This window comes from Pseudorhodoplanes sp. (genome assembly GCA_032027085.1).
Lineage (GTDB): Bacteria > Pseudomonadota > Alphaproteobacteria > Rhizobiales > Xanthobacteraceae > Pseudorhodoplanes.
This window is the reverse complement of sequence record JAVSMS010000001.1, coordinates 1,403,803-1,423,639: the sequence shown is the minus strand read 5'-3', so window position 1 is coordinate 1,423,639 and position 19,837 is coordinate 1,403,803. Positions and strand designations below refer to the sequence as shown.

21 protein-coding genes are annotated in these 19,837 nt (G+C 63.4%); 10 read left to right on the top strand and 11 right to left on the bottom strand.

Annotated features, from left to right (window positions below; genetic code table 11):
- Positions 1 to 30: 30 nt before the first annotated feature.
- The 9 genes from RO009_06920 to RO009_06880 all read right to left on the bottom strand — a co-directional run bounded on the left by RO009_06920 (position 31) and on the right by RO009_06880 (position 6,742).
- On the bottom strand, positions 31 to 315 hold the full coding sequence (locus RO009_06920; protein MDT3684756.1) for a hypothetical protein: 285 nt from the start codon (positions 313 to 315) through the stop codon (positions 31 to 33).
- A 74-nt stretch (positions 316 to 389) separates the two neighbouring features.
- On the bottom strand, positions 390 to 641 hold the full coding sequence (locus RO009_06915; GenBank protein MDT3684755.1) for a hypothetical protein: 252 nt from the start codon (positions 639 to 641) through the stop codon (positions 390 to 392).
- 13 nt (positions 642 to 654) lie between these two features.
- Complete coding sequence (locus RO009_06910) at positions 655 to 1,170, bottom strand: hypothetical protein (protein ID MDT3684754.1); 516 nt, start codon at positions 1,168 to 1,170, stop codon at positions 655 to 657.
- A 685-nt stretch (positions 1,171 to 1,855) separates the two neighbouring features.
- Positions 1,856 to 4,126, bottom strand: a complete 2,271-nt coding sequence (locus RO009_06905) for a bifunctional DNA primase/polymerase (GenBank protein MDT3684753.1) — start codon at positions 4,124 to 4,126, stop codon at positions 1,856 to 1,858.
- Positions 4,123 to 4,365, bottom strand: coding sequence for a helix-turn-helix domain-containing protein (locus RO009_06900; GenBank protein MDT3684752.1), 243 nt, complete (start codon positions 4,363 to 4,365; stop codon positions 4,123 to 4,125). The genes RO009_06905 and RO009_06900 overlap by 4 nt, the downstream gene beginning before the upstream one ends.
- Positions 4,366 to 4,556: 191 nt before the next feature.
- Positions 4,557 to 4,910, bottom strand: coding sequence for a helix-turn-helix domain-containing protein (locus tag RO009_06895; GenBank protein ID MDT3684751.1), 354 nt, complete (start codon positions 4,908 to 4,910; stop codon positions 4,557 to 4,559).
- Positions 4,900 to 6,066 (bottom strand): integrase, encoded by a 1,167-nt coding sequence (locus RO009_06890; protein ID MDT3684750.1) that lies wholly within the window; start codon positions 6,064 to 6,066, stop codon positions 4,900 to 4,902. The genes RO009_06895 and RO009_06890 overlap by 11 nt, the downstream gene beginning before the upstream one ends.
- A 224-nt stretch (positions 6,067 to 6,290) precedes the next feature.
- Positions 6,291 to 6,452, bottom strand: coding sequence for a hypothetical protein (locus RO009_06885; GenBank protein MDT3684749.1), 162 nt, complete (start codon positions 6,450 to 6,452; stop codon positions 6,291 to 6,293).
- 131 nt (positions 6,453 to 6,583) lie between these two features.
- A complete protein-coding gene (locus RO009_06880; GenBank protein ID MDT3684748.1) occupies positions 6,584 to 6,742 on the bottom strand; it encodes a hypothetical protein in 159 nt (52 codons plus the stop codon).
- A 320-nt stretch (positions 6,743 to 7,062) separates the two neighbouring features.
- Here RO009_06880 and cobA point away from each other — a divergent pair, with 320 nt between their 5' ends.
- The 9 genes from cobA to RO009_06835 are packed head-to-tail and all read left to right on the top strand — an operon-like array spanning position 7,063 to position 14,733.
- Positions 7,063 to 7,842 (top strand): uroporphyrinogen-III C-methyltransferase, encoded by a 780-nt coding sequence (cobA, locus tag RO009_06875; GenBank protein ID MDT3684747.1) that lies wholly within the window; start codon positions 7,063 to 7,065, stop codon positions 7,840 to 7,842.
- On the top strand, positions 7,805 to 8,146 hold the full coding sequence (locus tag RO009_06870; GenBank protein ID MDT3684746.1) for a cytochrome c: 342 nt from the start codon (positions 7,805 to 7,807) through the stop codon (positions 8,144 to 8,146). Before cobA ends, RO009_06870 begins: the two co-directional genes overlap by 38 nt.
- Positions 8,143 to 9,321 (top strand): cytochrome D1 domain-containing protein, encoded by a 1,179-nt coding sequence (locus RO009_06865; protein MDT3684745.1) that lies wholly within the window; start codon positions 8,143 to 8,145, stop codon positions 9,319 to 9,321. Before RO009_06870 ends, RO009_06865 begins: the two co-directional genes overlap by 4 nt.
- Complete coding sequence (locus RO009_06860) at positions 9,318 to 10,304, top strand: AsnC family transcriptional regulator (GenBank protein MDT3684744.1); 987 nt, start codon at positions 9,318 to 9,320, stop codon at positions 10,302 to 10,304. Before RO009_06865 ends, RO009_06860 begins: the two co-directional genes overlap by 4 nt.
- Positions 10,301 to 10,756: an Lrp/AsnC family transcriptional regulator gene (locus RO009_06855; GenBank protein MDT3684743.1), complete on the top strand. Its 456-nt coding sequence runs from the start codon at positions 10,301 to 10,303 to the stop codon at positions 10,754 to 10,756. Before RO009_06860 ends, RO009_06855 begins: the two co-directional genes overlap by 4 nt.
- A 2-nt stretch (positions 10,757 to 10,758) precedes the next feature.
- On the top strand, positions 10,759 to 11,235 hold the full coding sequence (locus tag RO009_06850) for an AsnC family transcriptional regulator (GenBank protein MDT3684742.1): 477 nt from the start codon (positions 10,759 to 10,761) through the stop codon (positions 11,233 to 11,235).
- An 18-nt stretch (positions 11,236 to 11,253) separates the two neighbouring features.
- Complete coding sequence (nirJ, locus tag RO009_06845; GenBank protein ID MDT3684741.1) at positions 11,254 to 12,462, top strand: heme d1 biosynthesis radical SAM protein NirJ; 1,209 nt, start codon at positions 11,254 to 11,256, stop codon at positions 12,460 to 12,462.
- Entirely contained in the window at positions 12,440 to 13,999 is a 1,560-nt protein-coding gene (locus RO009_06840; protein MDT3684740.1) for a cytochrome D1 domain-containing protein, read from the top strand. Before nirJ ends, RO009_06840 begins: the two co-directional genes overlap by 23 nt.
- On the top strand, positions 13,960 to 14,733 hold the full coding sequence (locus tag RO009_06835) for a CbiX/SirB N-terminal domain-containing protein (protein MDT3684739.1): 774 nt from the start codon (positions 13,960 to 13,962) through the stop codon (positions 14,731 to 14,733). The genes RO009_06840 and RO009_06835 overlap by 40 nt, the downstream gene beginning before the upstream one ends.
- A gap of 15 nt (positions 14,734 to 14,748) precedes the next feature.
- Here the strand turns inward: RO009_06835 and RO009_06830 are convergent, their stop codons facing one another.
- Together RO009_06830 and RO009_06825 are read right to left on the bottom strand one after the other, a co-directional pair.
- A complete protein-coding gene (locus RO009_06830; GenBank protein ID MDT3684738.1) occupies positions 14,749 to 15,747 on the bottom strand; it encodes an FAD:protein FMN transferase in 999 nt (332 codons plus the stop codon).
- A complete protein-coding gene (locus RO009_06825) occupies positions 15,737 to 17,848 on the bottom strand; it encodes a 4Fe-4S binding protein (protein MDT3684737.1) in 2,112 nt (703 codons plus the stop codon). Before RO009_06825 ends, RO009_06830 begins: the two co-directional genes overlap by 11 nt.
- 133 nt (positions 17,849 to 17,981) lie before the next feature.
- Between RO009_06825 and RO009_06820 the strand changes: the two genes are divergently transcribed.
- Positions 17,982 to 19,757 carry a cytochrome D1 domain-containing protein gene (locus tag RO009_06820; GenBank protein ID MDT3684736.1) on the top strand — a complete coding sequence of 592 codons (1,776 nt, stop codon included), beginning with the start codon at positions 17,982 to 17,984 and terminating at the stop codon, positions 19,755 to 19,757.
- Positions 19,758 to 19,837 lie beyond the last annotated feature (80 nt).

Genomic DNA, 19,837 nt, shown 5'->3' with positions numbered 1-19,837 from the left:
CTAACGTTTCTTGCCGTCGGCAGCGGCGGGCTACTTCTTTTTTGTAACGTCGCTATACCAGTCAGCGATTTCATCAAAGCCTAGATATGCGGTCATCAGTTCCGCAACCTGACCTTTTGAGAGACCTGTCTTTCGGAGATGATTGAGGCAGCTCCAAATCGTTGCGATGTAGACAAGATCAGCGTCGGCGACTTCGTCGATGCGGATTCGCGCGCCCTGTTCCCGTAGGTCCTTGAGCGCCTCTTCAATGTCTTTCTTGCTTGCAATCACCGAGAACGGCTCGGGGATACTTCTGCTTGCGGCTCCTGTCATCATCGTGGTCCTCCCAAGCGCTGCTATGCAGGCGACTTAGAATGCCACGGCAACGGGCAACTGCGTAATACAATTCACTAAGTGGATTTGCACCGAAAGCTAGAAGTGTCGCCTTCAAGACGTCGCTGATATTCGCGGGACATATCCTCCCAAAGCATTTCAGCATGTTCTCCGCGGTCAATTAGGTAGAGCGACCAGAAACCAGCACCGGTTTGAACTGCGTATCTTGCAATGATGGACTGGGCATCGGCTTGCGTTGCGCAGTTCAAAGGCGCCGTCTCGCAAAGACCGACAGCAAGCCTTTCGAGGCCGATCAAATCGCGCAGCATCCGCGCCGCGACGCTACCCCTCGATGGTGATGACCTGCTGCTCTGTCTGTTGTTCGACATCGAGGTATTTTTCCAAAAGCGCAATCAGCGCGTTGCGGTCGGTCGGCTCCATGCGGGCAATGACGCGGGGATCGAGGCCGACGGGGCCGCTGGTGTCGGCGACGCCGTCACCGACCAAGGCGAGGAAGTTGTTCAAACGCTCCGGCCACCTGAACTTGAGCAAGACCTCGATCAACCGGTCGCTCGGCTCATGCTCATCGAGTGACCGCTCGAAGGCGCGGCCGAGCACGTGGTGGAAGGCGGCGTCCATCGCCTGCGCGTATTTCGCGCCGAACTCGGCATCGCGCTTGCGGTGATCGTGGATGGTGGCCGCCGACACGCCCACGGCCTTCGCGGCCGTCTTTGGCGAGCCGGTCTTCGCGATGATGTCCAGCGCGCGGTCTTCGACCGTGGGCGACCACACGCGGTCCATCTCAGGCCGCCGCACCTCGCGTTTCTCCAATGCCCGGCTCTTTGCTTGCTCGGCCATGACCCGACTTCCCCTCGGTCTCTCGCACGAATTTGCAGCGCGCGGGACCTACGGGGAGCCATTGTGCGGGGCTCACAAATTTTTTGAGGGGAGCTACCGGCGCCGGTTTCGACCGGGCAGGCCGTAGGGTACGCGGCAGCCTCAGGGCCGCGGCCTTCCTGCGGCGGAAAGTGGGTTGTTCGCCGCACGTGCTTACGGCCCCAGGAGCGCGACGGCCCGATCCGGTGCCTGGGCCGGTGCTTTCCTAGGCGCCGTTTCCCAAGCCTTTGGTCCGACTCGCCTTCGCCAGCCTGGGCCCCATGATCCACAATTCGAGGGTCGCGGCCTTGGCCTGGGGCTTTGCGCCAAGGCTGCGGCGACCGTGCGCATTCTTGCCGGCCTTAGCACCGCGCGCCGACTGCCTGACTGGCGGCCTCGCGCGCGCGAGGTCTGCGGGGTCTGCGCACCGTGGGGCTTGCCGTCGTCGTCCACGTCGGACACGCCCTCGCGGTAGACGGTAGACGCGCGCCTTTCCGAATTCCGTTTAATGCGCCGTAGCTCGGCAGCATGTGCCGTTCGGCAGTGCATTCCTTCCGGTTCGATTTCTGAAAAGTGCTTGTCTACCTGTCTACCTGAGTGGCAATGCAATGAAATCGCTACGATAACCGGTGGACAGCAGAGGCCGTCCACCGGACGTGCCGCCTGTCTACTGACGGCCCGTGAGCCTTTGTAGGACCTCCTCGTATTCAAGATAGGCGTCGATCCGTGCGGCGGCGCCGACGCTGTCCCAATGCTCATGATTGCGAACGGACCAGAGCTGATAGGCCGGCCGATGCTTGCGACCGCCCTTGGTGTAGCGGCCGTGGCCGACGGCGCCGATTTCTTCCTTCAGCAATTTCGAGACGCGCGCACGAAGGTTCGTGCGCCCTCGCATCGATATCGGCACCGCATCGACCAGGTCGTCGAGGCGGAGTAGATCGAAGTTGAAGGGCATCTGCTCCTCCTCGAACAGATTGAGAAGGTAGTCCTCGGCATCGCCAAGCGAAAGTCGCCGCATGGCTTCCTTGCCAGACGTGGAAGGCGCTACGCCTCTTGGGTTCAAGGCGACCTTCCTTTCCAGCAGCCAGTGCTTGACGAACGACGCGCCGTTTCCCTCCAGGAAGCCGAACAGGTTCTCGTAGTAGGCGTCATCCTTCTTCGCAGCAGGTGAGAAGGCGACCAGCCAACGGCGGTCGCCGCGCTCGATAGGCAAGGCGTCCTCGTGGTTGGTGAAGCAGAGGAAGTTCAGACAGTTCGGGATCGAATAGATCGAGCAGCCCTTCTCCTCGATCCGCAGCGTCGTATCGGTGATCGCCGGCTTGAGCCGGTTCGCCACCTCGCGACGCCCAAGTGTCATCAGTTCCTCAATGACCGCGAGTTGTGCGCCCTCCATCCATGAAGTCCATCGAGAGGTGACTTCGTCGTTCGACGGCCGCACGACATTGCGGCTGCCGACGATCCTCTCCATCAGGCGGCCGATCCAACTCTTGCCGGTTCCCTGCGCCCCACGGATGAGCAACGCGAAGTGGATCTTTTCGGCAGGGCGCTGCACGAGTAGGGCCAGGTAGTCGAGAACGTGATTTCTATCGCCCTCATCCGGGAACAGGTACGCCATGTGATCCAGAAAGGGCGTCACGTCTCCCGGCTTCGGTTCAACGCCCGCCTTGCGCCAGATGTTGTATCGCCCGCCACGCTCGCCATCGGGAAACTCGGGCCGCTCAGGCAGATAGACCAGCGACTCGAACTTCTTGATCGGGACGTTTCCCTTCCATACGGCGTTGAGCACGCTGCCGTCCGGCTTCAGCTTGGCGTAGAGCGAGTTCCATTGATCGGCGCGGTACTTTTTTCCGTCCGACCGCCGCACGAACTGCGAGGCATCTGCCACCCAAACCCACTCGTTCCAGACCGCCGACTTCTTATGGGCGCTGACGAGCACCGCATCCGTGTCATCGGCAAAGTCATCCTCTGCCGAAAATCGCTCGGTCGCTTCGACCGCCTCGCGCCGTATGTCCTTCGGTAGAGCAGCGATCAATGTCCTGATCGTGATGCCACCGCGCTTCGTGTTCAGGGAATTCCAACGGCGACGAATGATATCGCCGTGGTCGGCATAGTCGGGGTCCGACGTGCTCCACGCGACGAACTCCTCCAGGCCCTCGCCGCCAGTGGCATGATGGCAGGCCATCATCAACTCCCGCCACCTGAGTTCGTCGCGATAGTCTGCAACGTCGATGTACTCAAGCCATTCGGCCAACTGCTCTGGCGTGATCTCGCCGGCTTCCGTGGCCGACTGCGCTCCCGACGGCTTCCTGATCGCGTCCAGGAGTGCCGCGGTGACCTTCGGCGCCTCCGAGAGCGTCAGGGCTAGCGGATCATCGTCGAAGCGGTATGGCTCGTCGGTATCGGGGTGGATCGAGCCGGCAGCCACGACCTGACGGCCGAGCGACTTGAACTCGATGCCCTTATATCCGGCGAGCGCGTTGACCACCGTGCCATCCGCCGGCTTGCGGAAATAATAGTGCCAGCCGCCGCCGCCCGTTATGACGAACGGCGCATCTTGCAGGGCGAAGTCTGCCTTGAGCCGCGCAAAGGGATCGTCGCCATCCTCGAAGTAGCGGGGATCGACATCGACCACCAGATCGGTTTCGCGCAACCGCACGCCGATATTATACCCGCGGCGCATCCACTCGACGCACTCGGCAAGCGAGTAGCTCTTGCGGCGCCAACCGGCGTCCTTCGGCTTCTTGCCATTCAGAGGGATCAGCTCGTAGCCTGCGTGGACATAGTGGTGCAGCCACTTTGCATTCGGCAACGACGGCTTGTCGGGGCACAGCGTCGGGGCATCGTCGTGAACGTCGAAGCTCCGATCTGTATCGCTGAGAACATCCACGGGCGCGCTGTCCTCCACGGCGCGCCCGATCTCATTGATGACATCGCTCATCGCACGGCCTCCCCGCGCACGAACGCGTCGAGGTCCACCACGTTGTATCGGACCGCCTTGCCGTGGACGACGTGGTAACGCGGGCCTTCTCCCTGCGCGCGCCAGGTCCTGAGCGTTCCGGGCGTCGAGCTGAGATACGCGGCCGCCGCCTCGGTATCGAGCCAGGGGCTTCGTTTGTGGGTGTCGAGCACGCGCCGCAGCGCGTCCTCGATTTCAACGATCACATTGGGGTCCATCATGGACACGCCTCCTCGTTCGCCGGCTTAGGCCAGCCGGCGGGGTTCAGATCAGGGTTCCTGTCTGAGGAGGATCGAGGCCTTTGGTCCCGATCACGCGCCGGCCGAATTCGGCTCCTCGCGGCGCGCGTCGTCTAATTTCAACATGTCAAGCACTTTGAGGACTATTATTCGCGGATCGGCGCCAATCTAAGTTATTGATCTTGCACGACGCGACTTGGCACCTTGAAAAATTTTTGTCGCCTGCCGCCGCGCACAAAGGCGTCGAGGTCGTCGAGGTGGTAGCGGATGTACTGGCGATTGACGATGTGGAAGCGCGGGCCTTCGCCTTTCGACCGCCAGCCCTTCAGCGTTCCTGGCTCGCGCCTGAGATATGAAGCTGCCGCCTCGGTGTCGAACCAGGGCGTATAGCGGTGCGTATCGAGAAGCCAACGGACGAGGGCCTCCACATCCTCAATGGTAACGCGCCCCCGCTTCTTCGCCGGCCGTTCCCTTTGCACCGGCACCGGCGAATGGGCCTTCTCGCGGCAGACCCACTTACGCGGCATCGCACGCTCCCACCAGCTTCAGCGGCCGGGCCGGTGACTTGCGTGACGCCAGTATCTTGTTCTCCAGCGCCTGCGCGTGCGGCCTCAGATGTTCGACCAGGTGCTCGGCGTGGACGTATCCGCCGGACGCGCCGGGAAGCCGCTGGCCCAAGAGAAGCGCGCTCTCGGCGTAGGGCGCGCCGGCCGCGATGAACAGCGTACGGGCGTGATGGCGATATTCGTGAGGACTCGGCAGGTCGTGCCGTTGCTGCTTCGGCTCGGTGGTATGGCCCGCGCCGCTCAGCGATGCCCAAAGCCAGGGATTGTTCAGCGGGACATCGGCTTCGAGGCGTGCCCTGAGCATCGCCGTGAGGAACTCGCCCATCGGAAACAGCATCTGGCCGCCGGTCTTCATGTGCCGGAACGTAAGGATGCGCTTTTCGAGGTCCACGTCTTCGCGCCGGACCTGAAGCAGCGACGACCGCCTGGCGCCCGTGAGCAGGAATGCGCGGTGCAGGTCCCGCCTCTGCGGCGTGAGCTTCTCCGTTTCGGTCCACCACGCCGCGAGGTCGATCGGCTCGACCTCGCGCCGCTTCGGCATGGGGATGCGTAGCGCGCGGACCGGGTTGGCCGTGAGCGTCTCGTCCATCCGCATCGCCGTGTTGATGAGCGCGCGTAGTGTCCTCATGCAGCCGGTTGCCGTCGTCTGCCCACGCTGGCTTCTTAAGTCCTCATACATCGTCCTGACATCGGCGCGGCTGATGTCGGCCACGGCCCGGTTCCGCAGCCGCTTCATGTAATAGTCCACGTGGTATCGGTAGCTCGTGCTTGTCGCCTCGCGGTACGGCTTCTCGCTGAGATGAGCCTCAAGCGCTTGGGCGAGAGTGATGCCGGTCTCGCCCTGCCTCGCGGTCGGATCGACGCCGGACTGGATCGTGCTCATGATCTCTCGCGCGCGGTTGCGAGCTTCGCGAAGCCCGATGCGATCGACGCGATCGATCTTGACCCGCACCGTGCGCACGTGACGGCCATTGCGCCGAACGTCTCCTTGCACCGCGTAGGTCTTCGTCGTGGCATGGCAGATGACCATCAGGCCCTTCGCCTGTTCGTCACGCCAAATGCCAGAGCCGAGTGCGAGGTCACGGATGCGTGCCTCGGTGAGGTTCAGGACAGCCATGTAATTGTTCTCCGGACACCGTGTAGAGCACCGTGCGGAGACCGCTTTCGATCAGCGCACACTGACGATGATGTCGCGCAAGTGCTTGTCCGCGAACCAACAATTTGCAACGATCAACTATGGCTAATGTATAAATTCCTATTTCCTAAACCGTAGGTCGGAAGTTCGAGTCTTCCCGGGATCGCCACCGGCCGCCAACCAAACCGTGACGGAATCGCGTTTGTTTAGCGCAGCAAGTAGAACGCGCTTCCAAATATCACGACGAAAACCACTATCCACGCCAGCGCGCGGAGGCTTCCCGTTTCGACGCTTTTTCTTCCGAAGAGAAAGCGGGCCAGTCTGTCATCATTGAAGGCGAGCAGGCGGCTAGCGTCGTCGTCATCCATTGCCATTCAATCCGCTATAGAGGCCGGAAAACCGGCCCATTATTTCTTGTCCTGAGCTTATGGATTTTCCAGTCCGGTAACAGACAGGCCGCCCCTTTTCCTGTGTTCAAAGAGCTTCAAGGAACATCATATCAGAAGCGCCATGATGTTTTTGCCAACGGTTTGTGCAGGAACAGCTTCAGTTGCCGGATCTGCTGAATGTGATGACCGACATGCGCCAGTAGCAGGCGAAGATTGGTGTCCGGCGGCACGCCGTCGCCAGCAATTTCTCCCCGGTCGCAGACATCCACGGCCCGATCCCGACGGTGGGCCCCTCATCGGCCATGCAATGCCCGCTTGGTCCAAAATATCGGTCAGGTCACCCTCATCCCAGGTTTCACGATGAATTTTGTCCGCGAAAACTCACGTCAAGCGGGACGGCCGCTTGCGTTTGATCAAAGTCGAAAAACGAACCTTGGATATTGTTTAAGTGGGCAAACCGGAAGACCCCGTGTTTTTCCCGAGAAGATTGTCGACAGGAATTCGATTGGTCCGCAGGCGGAATATCCCTGTCTGTGCCGCCGCACCGAGAGGGAAGGAATGACCGCGTGCCGAGGGTGACCAGGGAGTAATGATGCTTGGGAAGGTGCTGTTGGTCGGCGCGGGTCCGGGCGATCCCGATCTCCTCACGGTGAGGGCGATGCGCGCCATCGCCGCGGCCGATGTCGTGGTCTACGACCGGCTTGTTCCCGCCGATGTGCTGTCGCTCATTCCGGCGGGTGCTGCGCGTGTCGATGTCGGCAAGCAGGCCGGCTTTCATCCGATACCGCAGGAGGAGATCAACGCGCTGCTCATCAAGCTCGCGCGTGAGGGACGCACGGTGGTGCGGCTGAAGGGCGGTGATCCGTTTATCTTCGGTCGCGGTTGCGAGGAAGCAATTGCGCTGGAGCGTCTCGGCATCCCCTGCGAGGTCATTCCCGGCATCACGGCGGCACAGGGTTGTTCCGCGTCCGCGCGCGTGCCGCTCACGCATCGCGGCATGGCGACGAGCGTGCGCTATCTCACCGGCCATTGCCGTGCCAACAGGCCGCTTGATCTTGACTGGAAAAGCCTCGCGGATCGGGACACCACCCTGGTCGTTTATATGGGCCTTGCCAATATCGAGGAGATTTCGCGCAAGCTCATTGAGCATGGGCTGCCATCCGACACACCTGCGCTTGCGGTATGTCAAGGAACCACACCGAACGAAAGGCGAGTATTTGCGACGCTTGCAGACCTGTCGGCCGTCGCCCATGCGGCAGGCTTTGATGGGCCTGTGCTGTTCATCATCGGCCGCGTCGTCGCGATGGCAGCGCAACGTCACGGACACCATGATGCGAACTGCGAAATCAACCAGGAGGTGGTGGCCTAGCGCGCTCGGCGTCGCATGGCTTCTGCTTGCAAGCGCAGTTGGGGCGGAAGACCGCAAGATTGATACCGAAAAGCTCACCCACCTGGTGCGCCAGGACTGCGGCGGCTGCCACGGCCTGACCTTGAAGGGTGGTCTCGGCAAGCCGCTCACGCCCGAACATCTCGCACAGTGGGACCGAGAGCAGCTGGCGCTCATTATCCTCGATGGCGTGCCCGGCACACCGATGCCGGGATGGCGGCCGCTGATGGACGAAGCGGACGCACGCTGGATCGCCGATACGCTCAAGCGTGGAAAGCTGCAATGACTTGTCGCCTGCGATACGCCGTCCTTTTCCTGTGCGCGGTTCTTGCCGCGCCGCTTGCGGCGGACGAGCTGCGCGGCACGGGCTCGCTTGGTGTGGTGATCGAGCGCGGTACAGGCTCGGTCCTGATCGTCGATATCAGCCGGCGTGCGGCCATCACGCGCGTCGAAAGCCTTGGCGATCTGTCGCACGCCTCCATCGTCTTCTCGCCCGACCAGCGTTACGCTTATGTGTTCGGCCGCGACGGCGGGCTGACCAAGATCGATATCCTGCTCGGAACCGTGGCCAAGCGGCTGATCCAGGCCGGCAACGCCATCGGCGGAGCGATCTCCGACGACGGCAGGCTGGTCGCGGTGTCGAACTACGACCCGGGCGGAGTGCGCATTTTTGACGCGGACACGCTCGACATGGTTGCCGACATTCCCGCACGCGGCGCCGACGGCAAGGCATCAAAGACCGTTGGCCTTGTCGATCTGCCCGGCCGCCGCTTCGCCTACACGCTCTATGATGCGGGCGAGATCTGGATCGCCGATTTCGCCGCGCCCGGCGCGCCCAGGATCACGAAGCTGCCGAATATCGGCAAGCTGCCCTACGACGGCAACGTGACGCCGGACGGGCGGCATTATCTCGCCGGCCTCTTCGGCGAGGACGGCGTCGTTCACGTTGATCTGTGGCAGGAGCCGCTAAAGGCCGTGCGCATCCTCGACGGCTACGGCCGAGGCGAGGAGAAGCTGCCGGTCTACAAGATGCCGCATCTCGAAGGCTGGGCGCCTGCCGGCGACAGGCTGCTGATCCCGGCAGTCGGGCGCCATGAACTGATCGCACTGGACGTGCGCGATTTTCGCGAGGTCGGCCGCATTCCGACCTACGGCCAGCCAGTTTTCGCCGTGGTGCGCCCGGGCGGCCGTCATGTCTGGGTCAATTTTGCCCATCCGCTTAACGACACCATCGACGTGGTGGACATCATGACGATGAAGGTCGTGCATCGCTTCAAGCCGGGGCCGGCGGTGCTGCACATGGAATTCACCCCGCGCGGGCATGAAGCCTGGGTGTCGGTGCGCGACGCCAACCGCGTACAGATCTACGACACGACGACCTTCGCAAAGAAAGCGGAGATCGAGGCCAAAATGCCCTCCGGCATCTTCTTCACCGCGCGCTCGGCGAAGATCGGGCAATGACGATGCTGAAACCGAGCGAGCTTCATCTGATCGACCGCTGGCAGCGCGACTTCCCGCTGGAGGAACGTCCGTTCGCCGTGGCCGGCCGTCCGCTCGGCCTTGGTGAAGCCGAGACGATCGAGACGTTCCAGCGGCTGCAGCGTTCCGGCGTGCTCTCGCGCATTGGCGCGGTGGTCAAGCCGCATACTGTCGGCGTCTCCACGCTCGCTGCGCTGCGCGTGCCCCAGGAGCGGATGGACGAGGTCGCGGCGCTCGTCAACGAAGAGCATTACGTCAATCACAATTACGAACGCGTGCACGACTATAACCTTTGGTTCGTGATTGCGGCGCCGGACGCTGATGCGGTCGCCGAGACGATCGCCCGCATCGAGAAAAAGAGCGGCCTCGCCGCACTCGATCTGCCACTGGTCGAGGCCTATCACCTCGATCTCGGCTTCCCGCTCTCCGGCGGCCTGACGAAGAGGCGCGACGCGTCAAGCGTGGTCAGCTACCGGCCGGACGCACTCGACCGCGCGTTGCTCGCCGCGATCGAGGAGGGCTTGCCGATTGTGCCGCGTCCCTTCGAGAACGTGGCGCGCGCGCTCGGCGTTGCCGAGGCCGAACTGCTCGAACGCTTGCAACGGCTGACCGATGCGGGAATCGTCACCCGCTTTGGCTGTGTCGTACGCCATCGCGCGCTTGGCTATACGGCCAATGCTATGGCGGTGTGGGACATCCCCGACCAAAGCGTAAAGGACATCGCGCGCCAGTTCCTGCGCCATTCGGCGGTCAGCCTGTGCTATCGCCGCCGCCGGCAGCCACCCGCCTGGCCTTACAATCTGTTCTGCATGATCCACGCCAAGACCCGGCGCGAAGCCTATGCAGCCATCGACGAGTTAAATCTTCTTGCCGACACAGGACTCTGCCGCCAGAGCGTCCTGTTCTCGATGCGCTGCTTCAAGCAGTCCGGCGCGAAATTCCGCGCGAAGGAGGCGATGAATTGACACGCTGCACTGATCCGACGGAGCAAGCGGTCGTCAACGGCCTGCAGGGCGGCTTTCCCCTGACCGAGCGGCCGTTCCGCGACGCCGGCGCCTCGCTCGGCCTCAGCGAGGGAGAACTGCTCGACACTCTCGAAGGTCTCATCGCGAGCAAGAACATCAGCCGCTTCGGCCCGTTGTGGAATGCAAGCGGGATCGGTGGCGACGTCTGCCTCTGCGCGATGGCGGTGCCGCCGGTCCGTTTCGAAGCAGTCGCGGATCTGGTGAACGCGCATTGTGAGGTCGCCCATAACTACGAGCGCACGCATGAGCTGAACATGTGGTTCGTTATTTCCGCCGAGCGGCCCGAGCGCATCGCGGAAGTGATTTCGGAGATCGAGACGGAGACCGGCCTGAAGGTGCATGCCATGCCGAAGGTGCGCGAGTTCTTCGTCGGCTTCCGGATGGAGGTGTGATCATGCTCGACGCCGTCGACCGCCGTCTGATCGAAGCGACGCAGGCGGGGCTGCCGCTTGAGCCACGGCCCTATCGCGCGGTAGCCGAAGTCGTGGGCATCGGCGAGACTGAGGTGATCGCGCGTCTCTCGCGCCTTCTCGAAGCGGGCGCCATCCGCCGCATCGGCGTGATCCCCAACCATTATGCGCTCGGCCTTACCGCCAACGGCATGTCGGTCTGGGACGTGGACGATAATGCGATTGTCGAAGCCGGCGCCCGCGTCGGCGCGCTTGATTTCGTCAGCCACTGCTACGAGCGGCCGCGCCACCTGCCGCTCTGGCGCTACAATCTATTCGCCATGGTGCATGGCCGCTCGCGCGACGAGGTGCGCGAAAAGGTCGAGCGAATCGCCGATCTGCTCGGTGAGGCGCAGCGCGCGCACGAGATTTTGTTCTCGACGCGCATCCTGAAAAAGACCGGCCTGCGCATCGCAGCCTGACGGATCGGAGATCGTTTCATGTTCCGCCTGACGCATTACCTGCGCGAACTGATAGAACCAGGTCCGTCCGGACCCGCGCGCAAGCCGCCCGGACCGGTGGTGATCTGGAATCTGATCCGCCGCTGCAATCTTGCCTGCAAGCATTGCTACTCAATCTCCGCCGACTGCGACTTTGCCGGCGAGTTGACGCGCGAGGAGGTTTTTCGGGTCATGGATGACCTGAAGACCTTCCGCGTGCCGGTGTTGATCCTATCCGGTGGCGAGCCCCTGTTGCGGCCGGACATTTTTGAGATTTCGGCGCGCGCCAAGAGCATGGGCTTCTATGTCGGGCTCTCGACCAACGGCACCCTGATCGACGCATCGCTCGCCGACCGCATCCGCGACGCGGGCTACGATTATGTCGGCATCTCACTCGACGGCATCGGCGCAACGCATGACCGCTTCCGCCGCAAGGATGGCGCGTATGATGCGGCGCTCGCTGCGCTGCGTCTCCTGCGCGACCGCGGCGTGAAGGTCGGCGTGCGCTTCACCATGACCGAGGACAATGTCGCCGAACTGCCGGCGCTGCTCGATCTCGTCGAGCGCGAGAATTTTTCGAAATTCTATCTCTCGCATCTCGTCTATGCCGGCCGCGGCAACAAGAATCGTGGCGACGACGCCACCTGGGAGGCGACGCGAGGGGCGATGGACACCCTGATCGCGCGCGCCTGGGCCTGGACGAAGGAAGAGCAGGACGTGGAGGTGGTCACCGGAAATAACGACGCCGATGCAATCTATCTCCTGCACTGGGCAGAGCGCACGATGCCGGAGCGCGTCGCGCATCTGCGCGCCAAGCTCGTGCAATGGGGCGGAAATTCGTCGGGCGTCAACGTCGCCAATATAGACAATCTCGGCGACGTGCATCCCGACACCATGTGGTGGCACTACAAGCTCGGCAATGTGCGGGAGCGGCCGTTCTCGCAGATTTGGACAGACCTGTCCGACCCGATCATGGCCGGACTGAAAGCGCATCCGCGCCGGATCGGCGGACGCTGCGGTCTCTGCAATTATTTCGACATCTGCGGCGGCAATACGCGGGTGCGCGCGCTGCGCATCACTGGCGACCCATGGGCCGAGGATCCCGGCTGCTATCTGAGCGATGGCGAGATCGGCCTCAGCGCGCCGGGTTCGCGCGTGACCGTCACACCCTATCGAGGACTTCGTCATGAAGCGCGCCGGACTGGCTGAACTCGCCTGCGTGGCGCTGATGCTGGTCGCGACGCCCGCGGCGGCCGAGCCCGATGCGGCGGCGCTCTATGCGACGCATTGCGCCTCCTGCCACGGCGCCGACCGGTTCGGCGGCATGGGACCCGCGCTGCTGCCCGAGGCGCTTGGGCGGCTGATGGGACCGCGCACGGTTTCCGTGATCGCCGACGGGCGTAACGCCACGCGGATGCCGCCCTTTGCGCAAACGCTTTCCAAGGACGAAATCGCCGCGCTGGCCAGATACATCTCGACACCGCTCGCCGCGGTTCCCGTCTGGGGCGAGCGCGAGATATCCGAAACGCGCGCCATCCACGCCAAGGCCGAGGCGATTGACAGGCCGAAGCACAATTCCGACCCGATGAACCTGTTCGTCGTGGTCGAGACGGGAGACCATCACGCGACCATCCTCGACGGCGACCGTTTCGAGCCGCTCACGCGCTTTCAGACACGCTTTGCCCTGCATGGCGGTCCAAAATTCACGCCCGACGGCCGTTTCGTGTTCTTCATGTCGCGTGATGGCTGGGTGACGAAATACGATCTATGGACGCTCACCACCCTCGCCGAGGTGCGTGCCGGCATCAATTCGCGCAACATCGCACTATCGAGAGACGGCAAGCATGTTGCGGTCGCGAACTATCTGCCGCACAGCCTCGTTATCCTGTCGGCCGATGACCTCTCGGTGGAGAAGGTGTTCGAGGTGAAGAGCCGCGACGGCAAGTCCTCGCGCGTCTCCGCCGTCTATCAGGCGCACCCGCGCAATTCCTTCATCGCCGCGCTCAAGGACGTGCCGGAAATCTGGGAGATCGCCACCGATCCAGCCGCGCCGCCGGTCTATTCCGGCCTCGTTCATTCCCACGAGAAAGGCATGGTCGAGGCGCTGCCGTCGTCGCAGGGGTTGTTTGCATTGCGCCGCATCGCGGTGCCGGAGCCGATTGACGATTTTTTCTTCGATCCACCCTACCGAAATCTGGTCGGATCAGCGCGCGAAGGCAGGGCGGTGGTCGTCAACCTGAATGTCGGGCGCGACGTGAAGCAGCTCGAACTGCCCGGCCTGCCGCATCTCGGCTCCGGCATCGCTTGGCTCTGGAACAAGCGTCCGGTTATGGCGACGCCGCATCTGAAGGCGGGCCGCATCAGCGTCTTCGACATGCAGGACTGGTCGGTGCTGAAGGTGATCGAAACGCCGGGGCCGGGCTTCTTCATGCGCAGCCACGAGAACAGCCCCTATGCGTGGACCGACGGCATGCTCGGGCCGACCAAGGATACGCTCACGATCATCGACAAGCGCAGTCTCGAAGTCGTCCGCAAGCTGACACCGATGCCGGGCAAGACCGCAGCCCATGTCGAGTTCGATAAGACCGGCCGTCATGCCCTCGTCTCGGTCTGGGAAACGGATGGGGCGCTCATCGTCTACGACGCGGAGACCTTCAACGAGGTCAAGCGCATTCCAATGTCGCGGCCTTCAGGCAAATATAACGTGTGGAACAAGATCACCTTCTCCGAAGGAACGAGCCACTGAGCCGGCCGCAGACGCAAGCGGGCCTGCTGCTGCTCGCGCATGGCGAACGCCTCGACGGGCAAAGCAACGATGACGTCACGCGACTCGTCGCCGATATCGCAAGCCGCAACCTCGCTGCCGAGACGCGCGTCGGATTCATTGCAGGCACGCCGCAGATTCCGCAGGCCCTGCAGACGCTGACCGCAGACCGCATCCTTGCCTATCCGCTGTTCATGGCGGACGGACATTTCCTGCGCATCGCAGTCAGTTCCTTGCGAACGGCCGCCGAGGCAGGCCGCCCGGGGCGCGTTATCACGGTCCTGCCGCCGCTCGGCGCCGAACCGGCGCTGGCGAACCTCATCGCTGCCAAGGCGGAAGCGGCGGCCTGCGGACAGGGTCTTGCGCCGGCGCAAACGGCGCTCATCCTCGTCGCGCATGGATCGAAGCGGGGCAATGCGTCGCGCCGCGCGACCGAGATGGTGATGGACCGGCTGAGAGCCTTGACGCCCTTCGTCGCCGTCACGGGCGCCTATCTCGATGAGCCGCCGACGCTGGGGGAGGTGCTGGAGTCGCATCCGGGGCCTGCGGTCGTGGTCGGGATGTTTGTCGGGCACGGCCTGCATGCGCGCATCGATCTGCCCAGGCTTCTGGCCTCGCTGCCGGGCCGCACCATCGCCTTCGCTGGCCATGTCGGCGGCTGGCGGGGAATCAGCGATGTGGTTGCCGATGGCCTGCAACGCGCGCTGCAAGCGTGACGTCCCTCCGGCCGCTTAGCCTGCCGGAGTAGTCGCCGCGCCGTGCACCGGCGGTGCCGCATAAATTCGCTCTCGCCCGCTCTGGTCGGTCGCCCAGACCATGACGCCGGGAAATTTCGCGACGATCACCGCCATCTCCTGCGGCCTTGCAGCGTAGAGGGCCGTCGACAGCGCGTCGGCCACCGCCGCGTGACGATGATGCACGGTGATACGCCGCCAGTGACGCGCGCTGCGGCCGCTGCGCGGATCGAAAAGGTGATGTGCAGCGCCCTGTGCGCCCAAGACACAGCCTGTGCCTTCGGAGGTCGCGAGCCCGCCGTCGCGCAGCGCGATCGGCGCGCCGCCCTCGCGCGCGACTACCCACGGTTTGCCGTCGGCCTGCGCCCCGAGCGCGCATTGCTCGCCGAGGTCGATCAGCACATGCGCGAAACCCCGCGCGCGCAACAATGCCGCGACCCGGTCAGTGACATAGCCTTGGCCGAGCCCGTTCAACGTGATGCGCTGGTCTACGCCAAGTCGTACGGCTTGCCCCGAGACCGACATGCGGCGCCAGTCCACCGCCCGCCGCGCCGCGGCGATCACCGCCTCCGGCGGCAGCGGCGCGTCCGGGTGCGCGGCGAACCAGTCGACATGCGCCTCCCACAGCGCCTGTACGGTTGGATCGAACAGGCCGCCACTGGATGCGGCCAGCGACTGCGCCAGCAACAGGGCGGAGCGGAAATCGGCGCTCGGATGCGTCAGCACCTTGTCCCGGTTTAACCGGCAGATTTCGGAGCCGGAACGGAACAGGCTCAACGCCTGCTCGAGCCGCTCGATTTCGACCGCGGCAAGATCGGCTGCGGTCTGCGCCGCACTCGCCGGAACGCCGCTGAAGGTGATGCGGGCGTCGGCACCCATGGCGATGCCGCGCCATTCGTGCAACTCGTCCGCCCGCGCGCGCGACGCAACCAGGCTTGCAGCACCCGAGGCAAAGATGGAGATGGCGCGGCGCCGGGTCACGCTCTCAGAGAGCATGGGCGCCTCCCTTGGCCGGCCCGCTCGCCGTCGGTCGCGGCGAGCGGCGTTCGGCGCGCTTCTTCAGATGCAGGCAGGTCGTCTCGTCGAAATAATTGGCCTGGCATTTCAGGCAATAGATGCATTCGTTGGGATTAATCTGCCCGAGCGGATGGATCGCCTGCACGGTGCAGCGGCGGGCGCAGATATGGCATTCGCCGCCGCATTCACGGTAGCGCTTCAGCCAGTCAAACATGCGCATGCGTGCGGGGATGGCAAGCGCCGCGCCAAGCGGGCACAGATAGCGGCAGAAGAAGCGTTCGACGAAAATGCCAACCACGAGCAGCGTCAGCGCATAGCTCACAAACGGCCAGTCTCGCATAAGTTTCATGGTGATCGCGGTCTTGAACGGCTCGATCTCGCTTAGCCCGAAGGCTGTCATGATCGAGTTGAGCGACACCGCGAGGATCACCAGGAACACCACATATTTGATCATCCACAGCCGTTCGTGCAGACCGAAGGAAATATCCAGCTGGCGCACGCCGAGCCGTTGCGCCACCATGTTGATCAGCTCCTGCAGCGCGCCGAACGGACAGAGCCAGCCGCAGAACACCCCTCGTCCCCAGAACAGCATGCTCGCGGCAACGAAGCTCCACAGCATGAAGACAAGCGGGTCGAGCAAGAACAGCTCCCAGCGGAATCCCGACAAGAGCGCATGCACGAAGGTCAACACGTTGACGATGGAAAGCTGTGCATTGGCGATCAGTCCGAGGAAGACGAAGGTCGTCACCAGGAAGCCGGTGCGCAAGGCCAGATAGAAGCGCCGGTGAGAGGCCACCGCATTCTGGAAGATGAGAATGATCCCGAGCCCGCTGAGCATCAGCACGAGCGCGCCGATCTCGACCGCGCGCGCGCGCCAGATGTCCTGCCAGAGCGGGGCTTTTGCCGCTGGTTCCGAGAGGAGCGGATCGGCCACCTTCTCCGCGGGTGCTGGCGGCCGCAGGCGATAGCGGTCGGGAATGGCGTAGTCGAAGGGTACGGTTATCGGCGCCACCACCCCTTGCGGGCGTCCGATCACCAGGTCGAGGCGAAACGGCGCCGTGGCGTCGAAGCCACTGGCTCGGGGGATGCGGAACAGTCCGACCTCGCGCAGGTCCGGTGCTCCTTCCGCGGGGATGCGCTCCAAATTGAGGTGGCTGTCGGCGGTCAATTGAATGGTGTGAGGGCCCTGCACGATCTCGACGCGATCGAACACGCCGGAGCGACGCCATTCGGTGCCCTTGAAGGAATAGAGCCCGCTCGCCGCGATCAGAAGAAGGTCATCCTCGAGGCCGATCTTGGCCAGCTCACTTTCGTAGAGCCGCTGGCCCAGCAGGTTCTCGCCTATCGCGGGTGGCGTGGCGAGCGCGATCCATAGTTCGATGAAGGTGCGGTCCGGCTCCGAATCAGTCGCGCCGACGAGGCGAGCTGCCTCCCCGCGTGTCACCCGGTAGCGGCGCAGCGCTCCGTCCTCCACGAGATCGGGCCAGCTCGCACTGCGCCGGCTCTCGCGGTCGAGCCGGATGGCTTGCGCCTGTTGCACGATGCGCGTGCGTAGCACCGCGCGCGCCGAGCGCAGGATGGCGTCGCGGATCACGGTACTGGTCACGGTCGCGCCGGCCACGGCCTGCGGCCCGCCATCCTTGCCGAGTCCGCGCACCGCGGTAGCCGCGCGTACGTCATAGCCGCGGAAATTCGCGACATAAGCGGCGAGCGCCTCGCGCGGGATGCCGATCACCAGGATTGGCTCCTCATGCGCGACGATGCGCGCGCCGGCGACCACACCTTCCGGGGTGACCGCGGCGACAATATCGAGGGGGCGGCCGGAATAGCCGACCGAACCCGACACCTCCCGGGTGGAGAAGGCATAGCCGAGCAGCCGGCCATCGCTTGCCCGCACTGCGGCTGCGGGCGGATTGCCCTGCGGCGCCTCGATGCTCACGGTTTCGGAGGGAAAGAATTGCGCTGCGACGGCGAGTTCGCTCGTCGCTTGCGCCTCGCGCGGGGACAGAAAGGTCAGGCCGGCGAGCGCAACGAGGAGCAGGCATGGAGACGCTATTGCGATGAAGAAGCGTCGCTTCATCGGCAAAGGGTCAAGGCTCTTGCGCATGGACTTAATAAGCTTATCGCAGCAACAGCCTTCTGCTTTGACTGAAGTCAAAGCCCGTACCGCCGCGCAGTGCCAAGTAGAAACGTCCTATTGGCGGAGATTCCACATGCGGAAATCGGTCGGCATTACGCTTTCACTTTTGTCCGGCATCGCGACATGCCTTTTGCTCGCGGGTGTGCCGGCTATCGCACAGGATCAGCAGAAGAAGCCCTCGCCGGCGGATCTGGAAAAGCACCGCACCACGCCGAGCGGCCAGTATCAGCCAAGCCTCGACGTGCTCGGCGAGAAGCCGGTCGAGCAACCCGGAACCAAGCCCGGCGATCCGACGCTCACCAAGGAGGAATTCCAGGAGGCGAACCGCATCTATTTCGAGCGCTGCGCCGGGTGCCACGGCGTCTTGCGCAAGGGCGCGACGGGCAGGGCGCTTACGCCCGACCTCACCAAGAAGCTCGGCTTTGAATATCTGCGCGACTTCATCACCTATGGCTCGCCCGGCGGCATGCCGAACTGGGGCACCTCCGGCCAGCTGAAGGAGAAAGAAGTCGAACTGATGGCCCGCTATCTCCTCAACGAACCGGCGCAGCCGCCGGAATTCGGCCTGAAGGAGATGAAGGACACCTGGAAGGTCGTGGTTCCGGTCGACAAACGGCCAACCAAGAAGGTCAACAAGATTGACATCGACAATTTGTTCTCGGTGACGCTGCGCGATTCAGGCGAGATCGCCCTGATCGATGGCGCGACCAAGAAGATCGAGCATATCATCAAGACCGGCTATGCCGTGCACATCTCGCGTATGTCGGCCTCGGGGCGCTATTTGTTCGCGATCGGCCGCGACGCGAAGGTCGACCTGATCGACCTGTGGATGGACCCGCCGCAGACGGTCGCGGAGATCAAGGTGGGCACCGAGGCCCGCTCGGTCGAGACTTCGAAGTACAAGGGCTATGAGGACAAGTTTGCAGTGGCCGGTACCTATTGGCCGCCGCAATTCGTCATCATGGATGGCGCGACGCTCGAGCCGCTGAAGGTCGTTGCGACGCGCGGCATGACCTACGACACGCAAGAATATCATCCCGAGCCGCGCGTGGCGGCGATCATGGCATCGCATCACTCGCCGGAATTCGTCATTAACGTCAAGGAAACAGGTCAGATTCTTCTCGCCAATTACACCGATGTGAAGAACCTGAAGATCACCTCGATCGCGGCCGAACGCTTCCTGCATGACGGTGGCTTCGACCGCACCGGCCGCTATGTGTTGGTGGCGGCAAATGCGCGCGATCGCGTCGCCATCGTCGACACCAAGGAAGGCCAGCTGGTCTCTGTCGTGAACACCAACGGCAAGACCCCTCATCCGGGCCGCGGCGCGAACTTCAATCATCCAAAATTCGGGCCGGTCTGGGCGACGAGCCATCTCGGCGACGAAACAATATCGTTTATCGGCACCGACCCGGTAAAGAACAAGCAGCATGCCTGGAAGACGGTGCAGACCATTGAGGGCCAGGGCGGCGGATCCCTTTTCATCAAGACGCATCCAAAGTCCGAGAACCTCTATGTCGACACTCCGCTTAACCCGGACGCGGAAATCTCCGCCTCGGTCGCCGTGTTCAAGATCAAGGACCTCGCCAAGGAGAAGCCGGAATACAAGGTGCTGCCGATCGGCCAATGGTCAGGCATCTCCGAGGGTCAGCGCCGCGTGGTGCAGGGCGAGTACAACAAGAACGGTGACGAGGTCTGGTTCTCGGTCTGGAACACCATGGCCCAGGAATCAGCGATCGTAGTCGTGGACGACAAGACGCTGAAGCTGAAGCACGTTATCCGCGACAAGCGCCTTGTCACGCCGACCGGCAAGTTCAACGTCTACAACACCCGCCGCGACGTCTACTGACCGCATACGGCTGAGCCTAGATCGGCCTTCGTCTGGTCCAGAAACGACCCCCGGAAAGCTTTGCGGCTTTCCGGGGGTCG

Bases quoted from the DNA above. Each gene is read 5' to 3' on its own strand.
- RO009_06840 (MDT3684740.1), top strand. From the start codon at position 12,440: ATGAAGCGCGCCGGACTGGCTGAACTCGCCTGCGTGGCGCTGATGCTG.
- RO009_06895 (MDT3684751.1), bottom strand. From the start codon at position 4,910: ATGCCGCGTAAGTGGGTCTGCCGCGAGAAGGCCCATTCGCCGGTGCCG.
- nirJ (MDT3684741.1), top strand. From the start codon at position 11,254: ATGTTCCGCCTGACGCATTACCTGCGCGAACTGATAGAACCAGGTCCG.
- RO009_06850 (MDT3684742.1), top strand. From the start codon at position 10,759: ATGCTCGACGCCGTCGACCGCCGTCTGATCGAAGCGACGCAGGCGGGG.
- RO009_06860 (MDT3684744.1), top strand. From the start codon at position 9,318: ATGACGATGCTGAAACCGAGCGAGCTTCATCTGATCGACCGCTGGCAG.
- RO009_06825 (MDT3684737.1), bottom strand. From the start codon at position 17,848: ATGAAGCGACGCTTCTTCATCGCAATAGCGTCTCCATGCCTGCTCCTC.
- RO009_06830 (MDT3684738.1), bottom strand. From the start codon at position 15,747: ATGCTCTCTGAGAGCGTGACCCGGCGCCGCGCCATCTCCATCTTTGCC.
- RO009_06915 (MDT3684755.1), bottom strand. From the start codon at position 641: ATGCTGCGCGATTTGATCGGCCTCGAAAGGCTTGCTGTCGGTCTTTGC.
- RO009_06870 (MDT3684746.1), top strand. From the start codon at position 7,805: ATGCGAACTGCGAAATCAACCAGGAGGTGGTGGCCTAGCGCGCTCGGC.
- RO009_06920 (MDT3684756.1), bottom strand. From the start codon at position 315: ATGATGACAGGAGCCGCAAGCAGAAGTATCCCCGAGCCGTTCTCGGTG.
- RO009_06865 (MDT3684745.1), top strand. From the start codon at position 8,143: ATGACTTGTCGCCTGCGATACGCCGTCCTTTTCCTGTGCGCGGTTCTT.
- cobA (MDT3684747.1), top strand. From the start codon at position 7,063: ATGATGCTTGGGAAGGTGCTGTTGGTCGGCGCGGGTCCGGGCGATCCC.
- RO009_06820 (MDT3684736.1), top strand. From the start codon at position 17,982: ATGCGGAAATCGGTCGGCATTACGCTTTCACTTTTGTCCGGCATCGCG.
- RO009_06890 (MDT3684750.1), bottom strand. From the start codon at position 6,066: ATGGCTGTCCTGAACCTCACCGAGGCACGCATCCGTGACCTCGCACTC.
- RO009_06905 (MDT3684753.1), bottom strand. From the start codon at position 4,126: ATGAGCGATGTCATCAATGAGATCGGGCGCGCCGTGGAGGACAGCGCG.
- RO009_06885 (MDT3684749.1), bottom strand. From the start codon at position 6,452: ATGGATGACGACGACGCTAGCCGCCTGCTCGCCTTCAATGATGACAGA.
- RO009_06900 (MDT3684752.1), bottom strand. From the start codon at position 4,365: ATGATGGACCCCAATGTGATCGTTGAAATCGAGGACGCGCTGCGGCGC.
- RO009_06910 (MDT3684754.1), bottom strand. From the start codon at position 1,170: ATGGCCGAGCAAGCAAAGAGCCGGGCATTGGAGAAACGCGAGGTGCGG.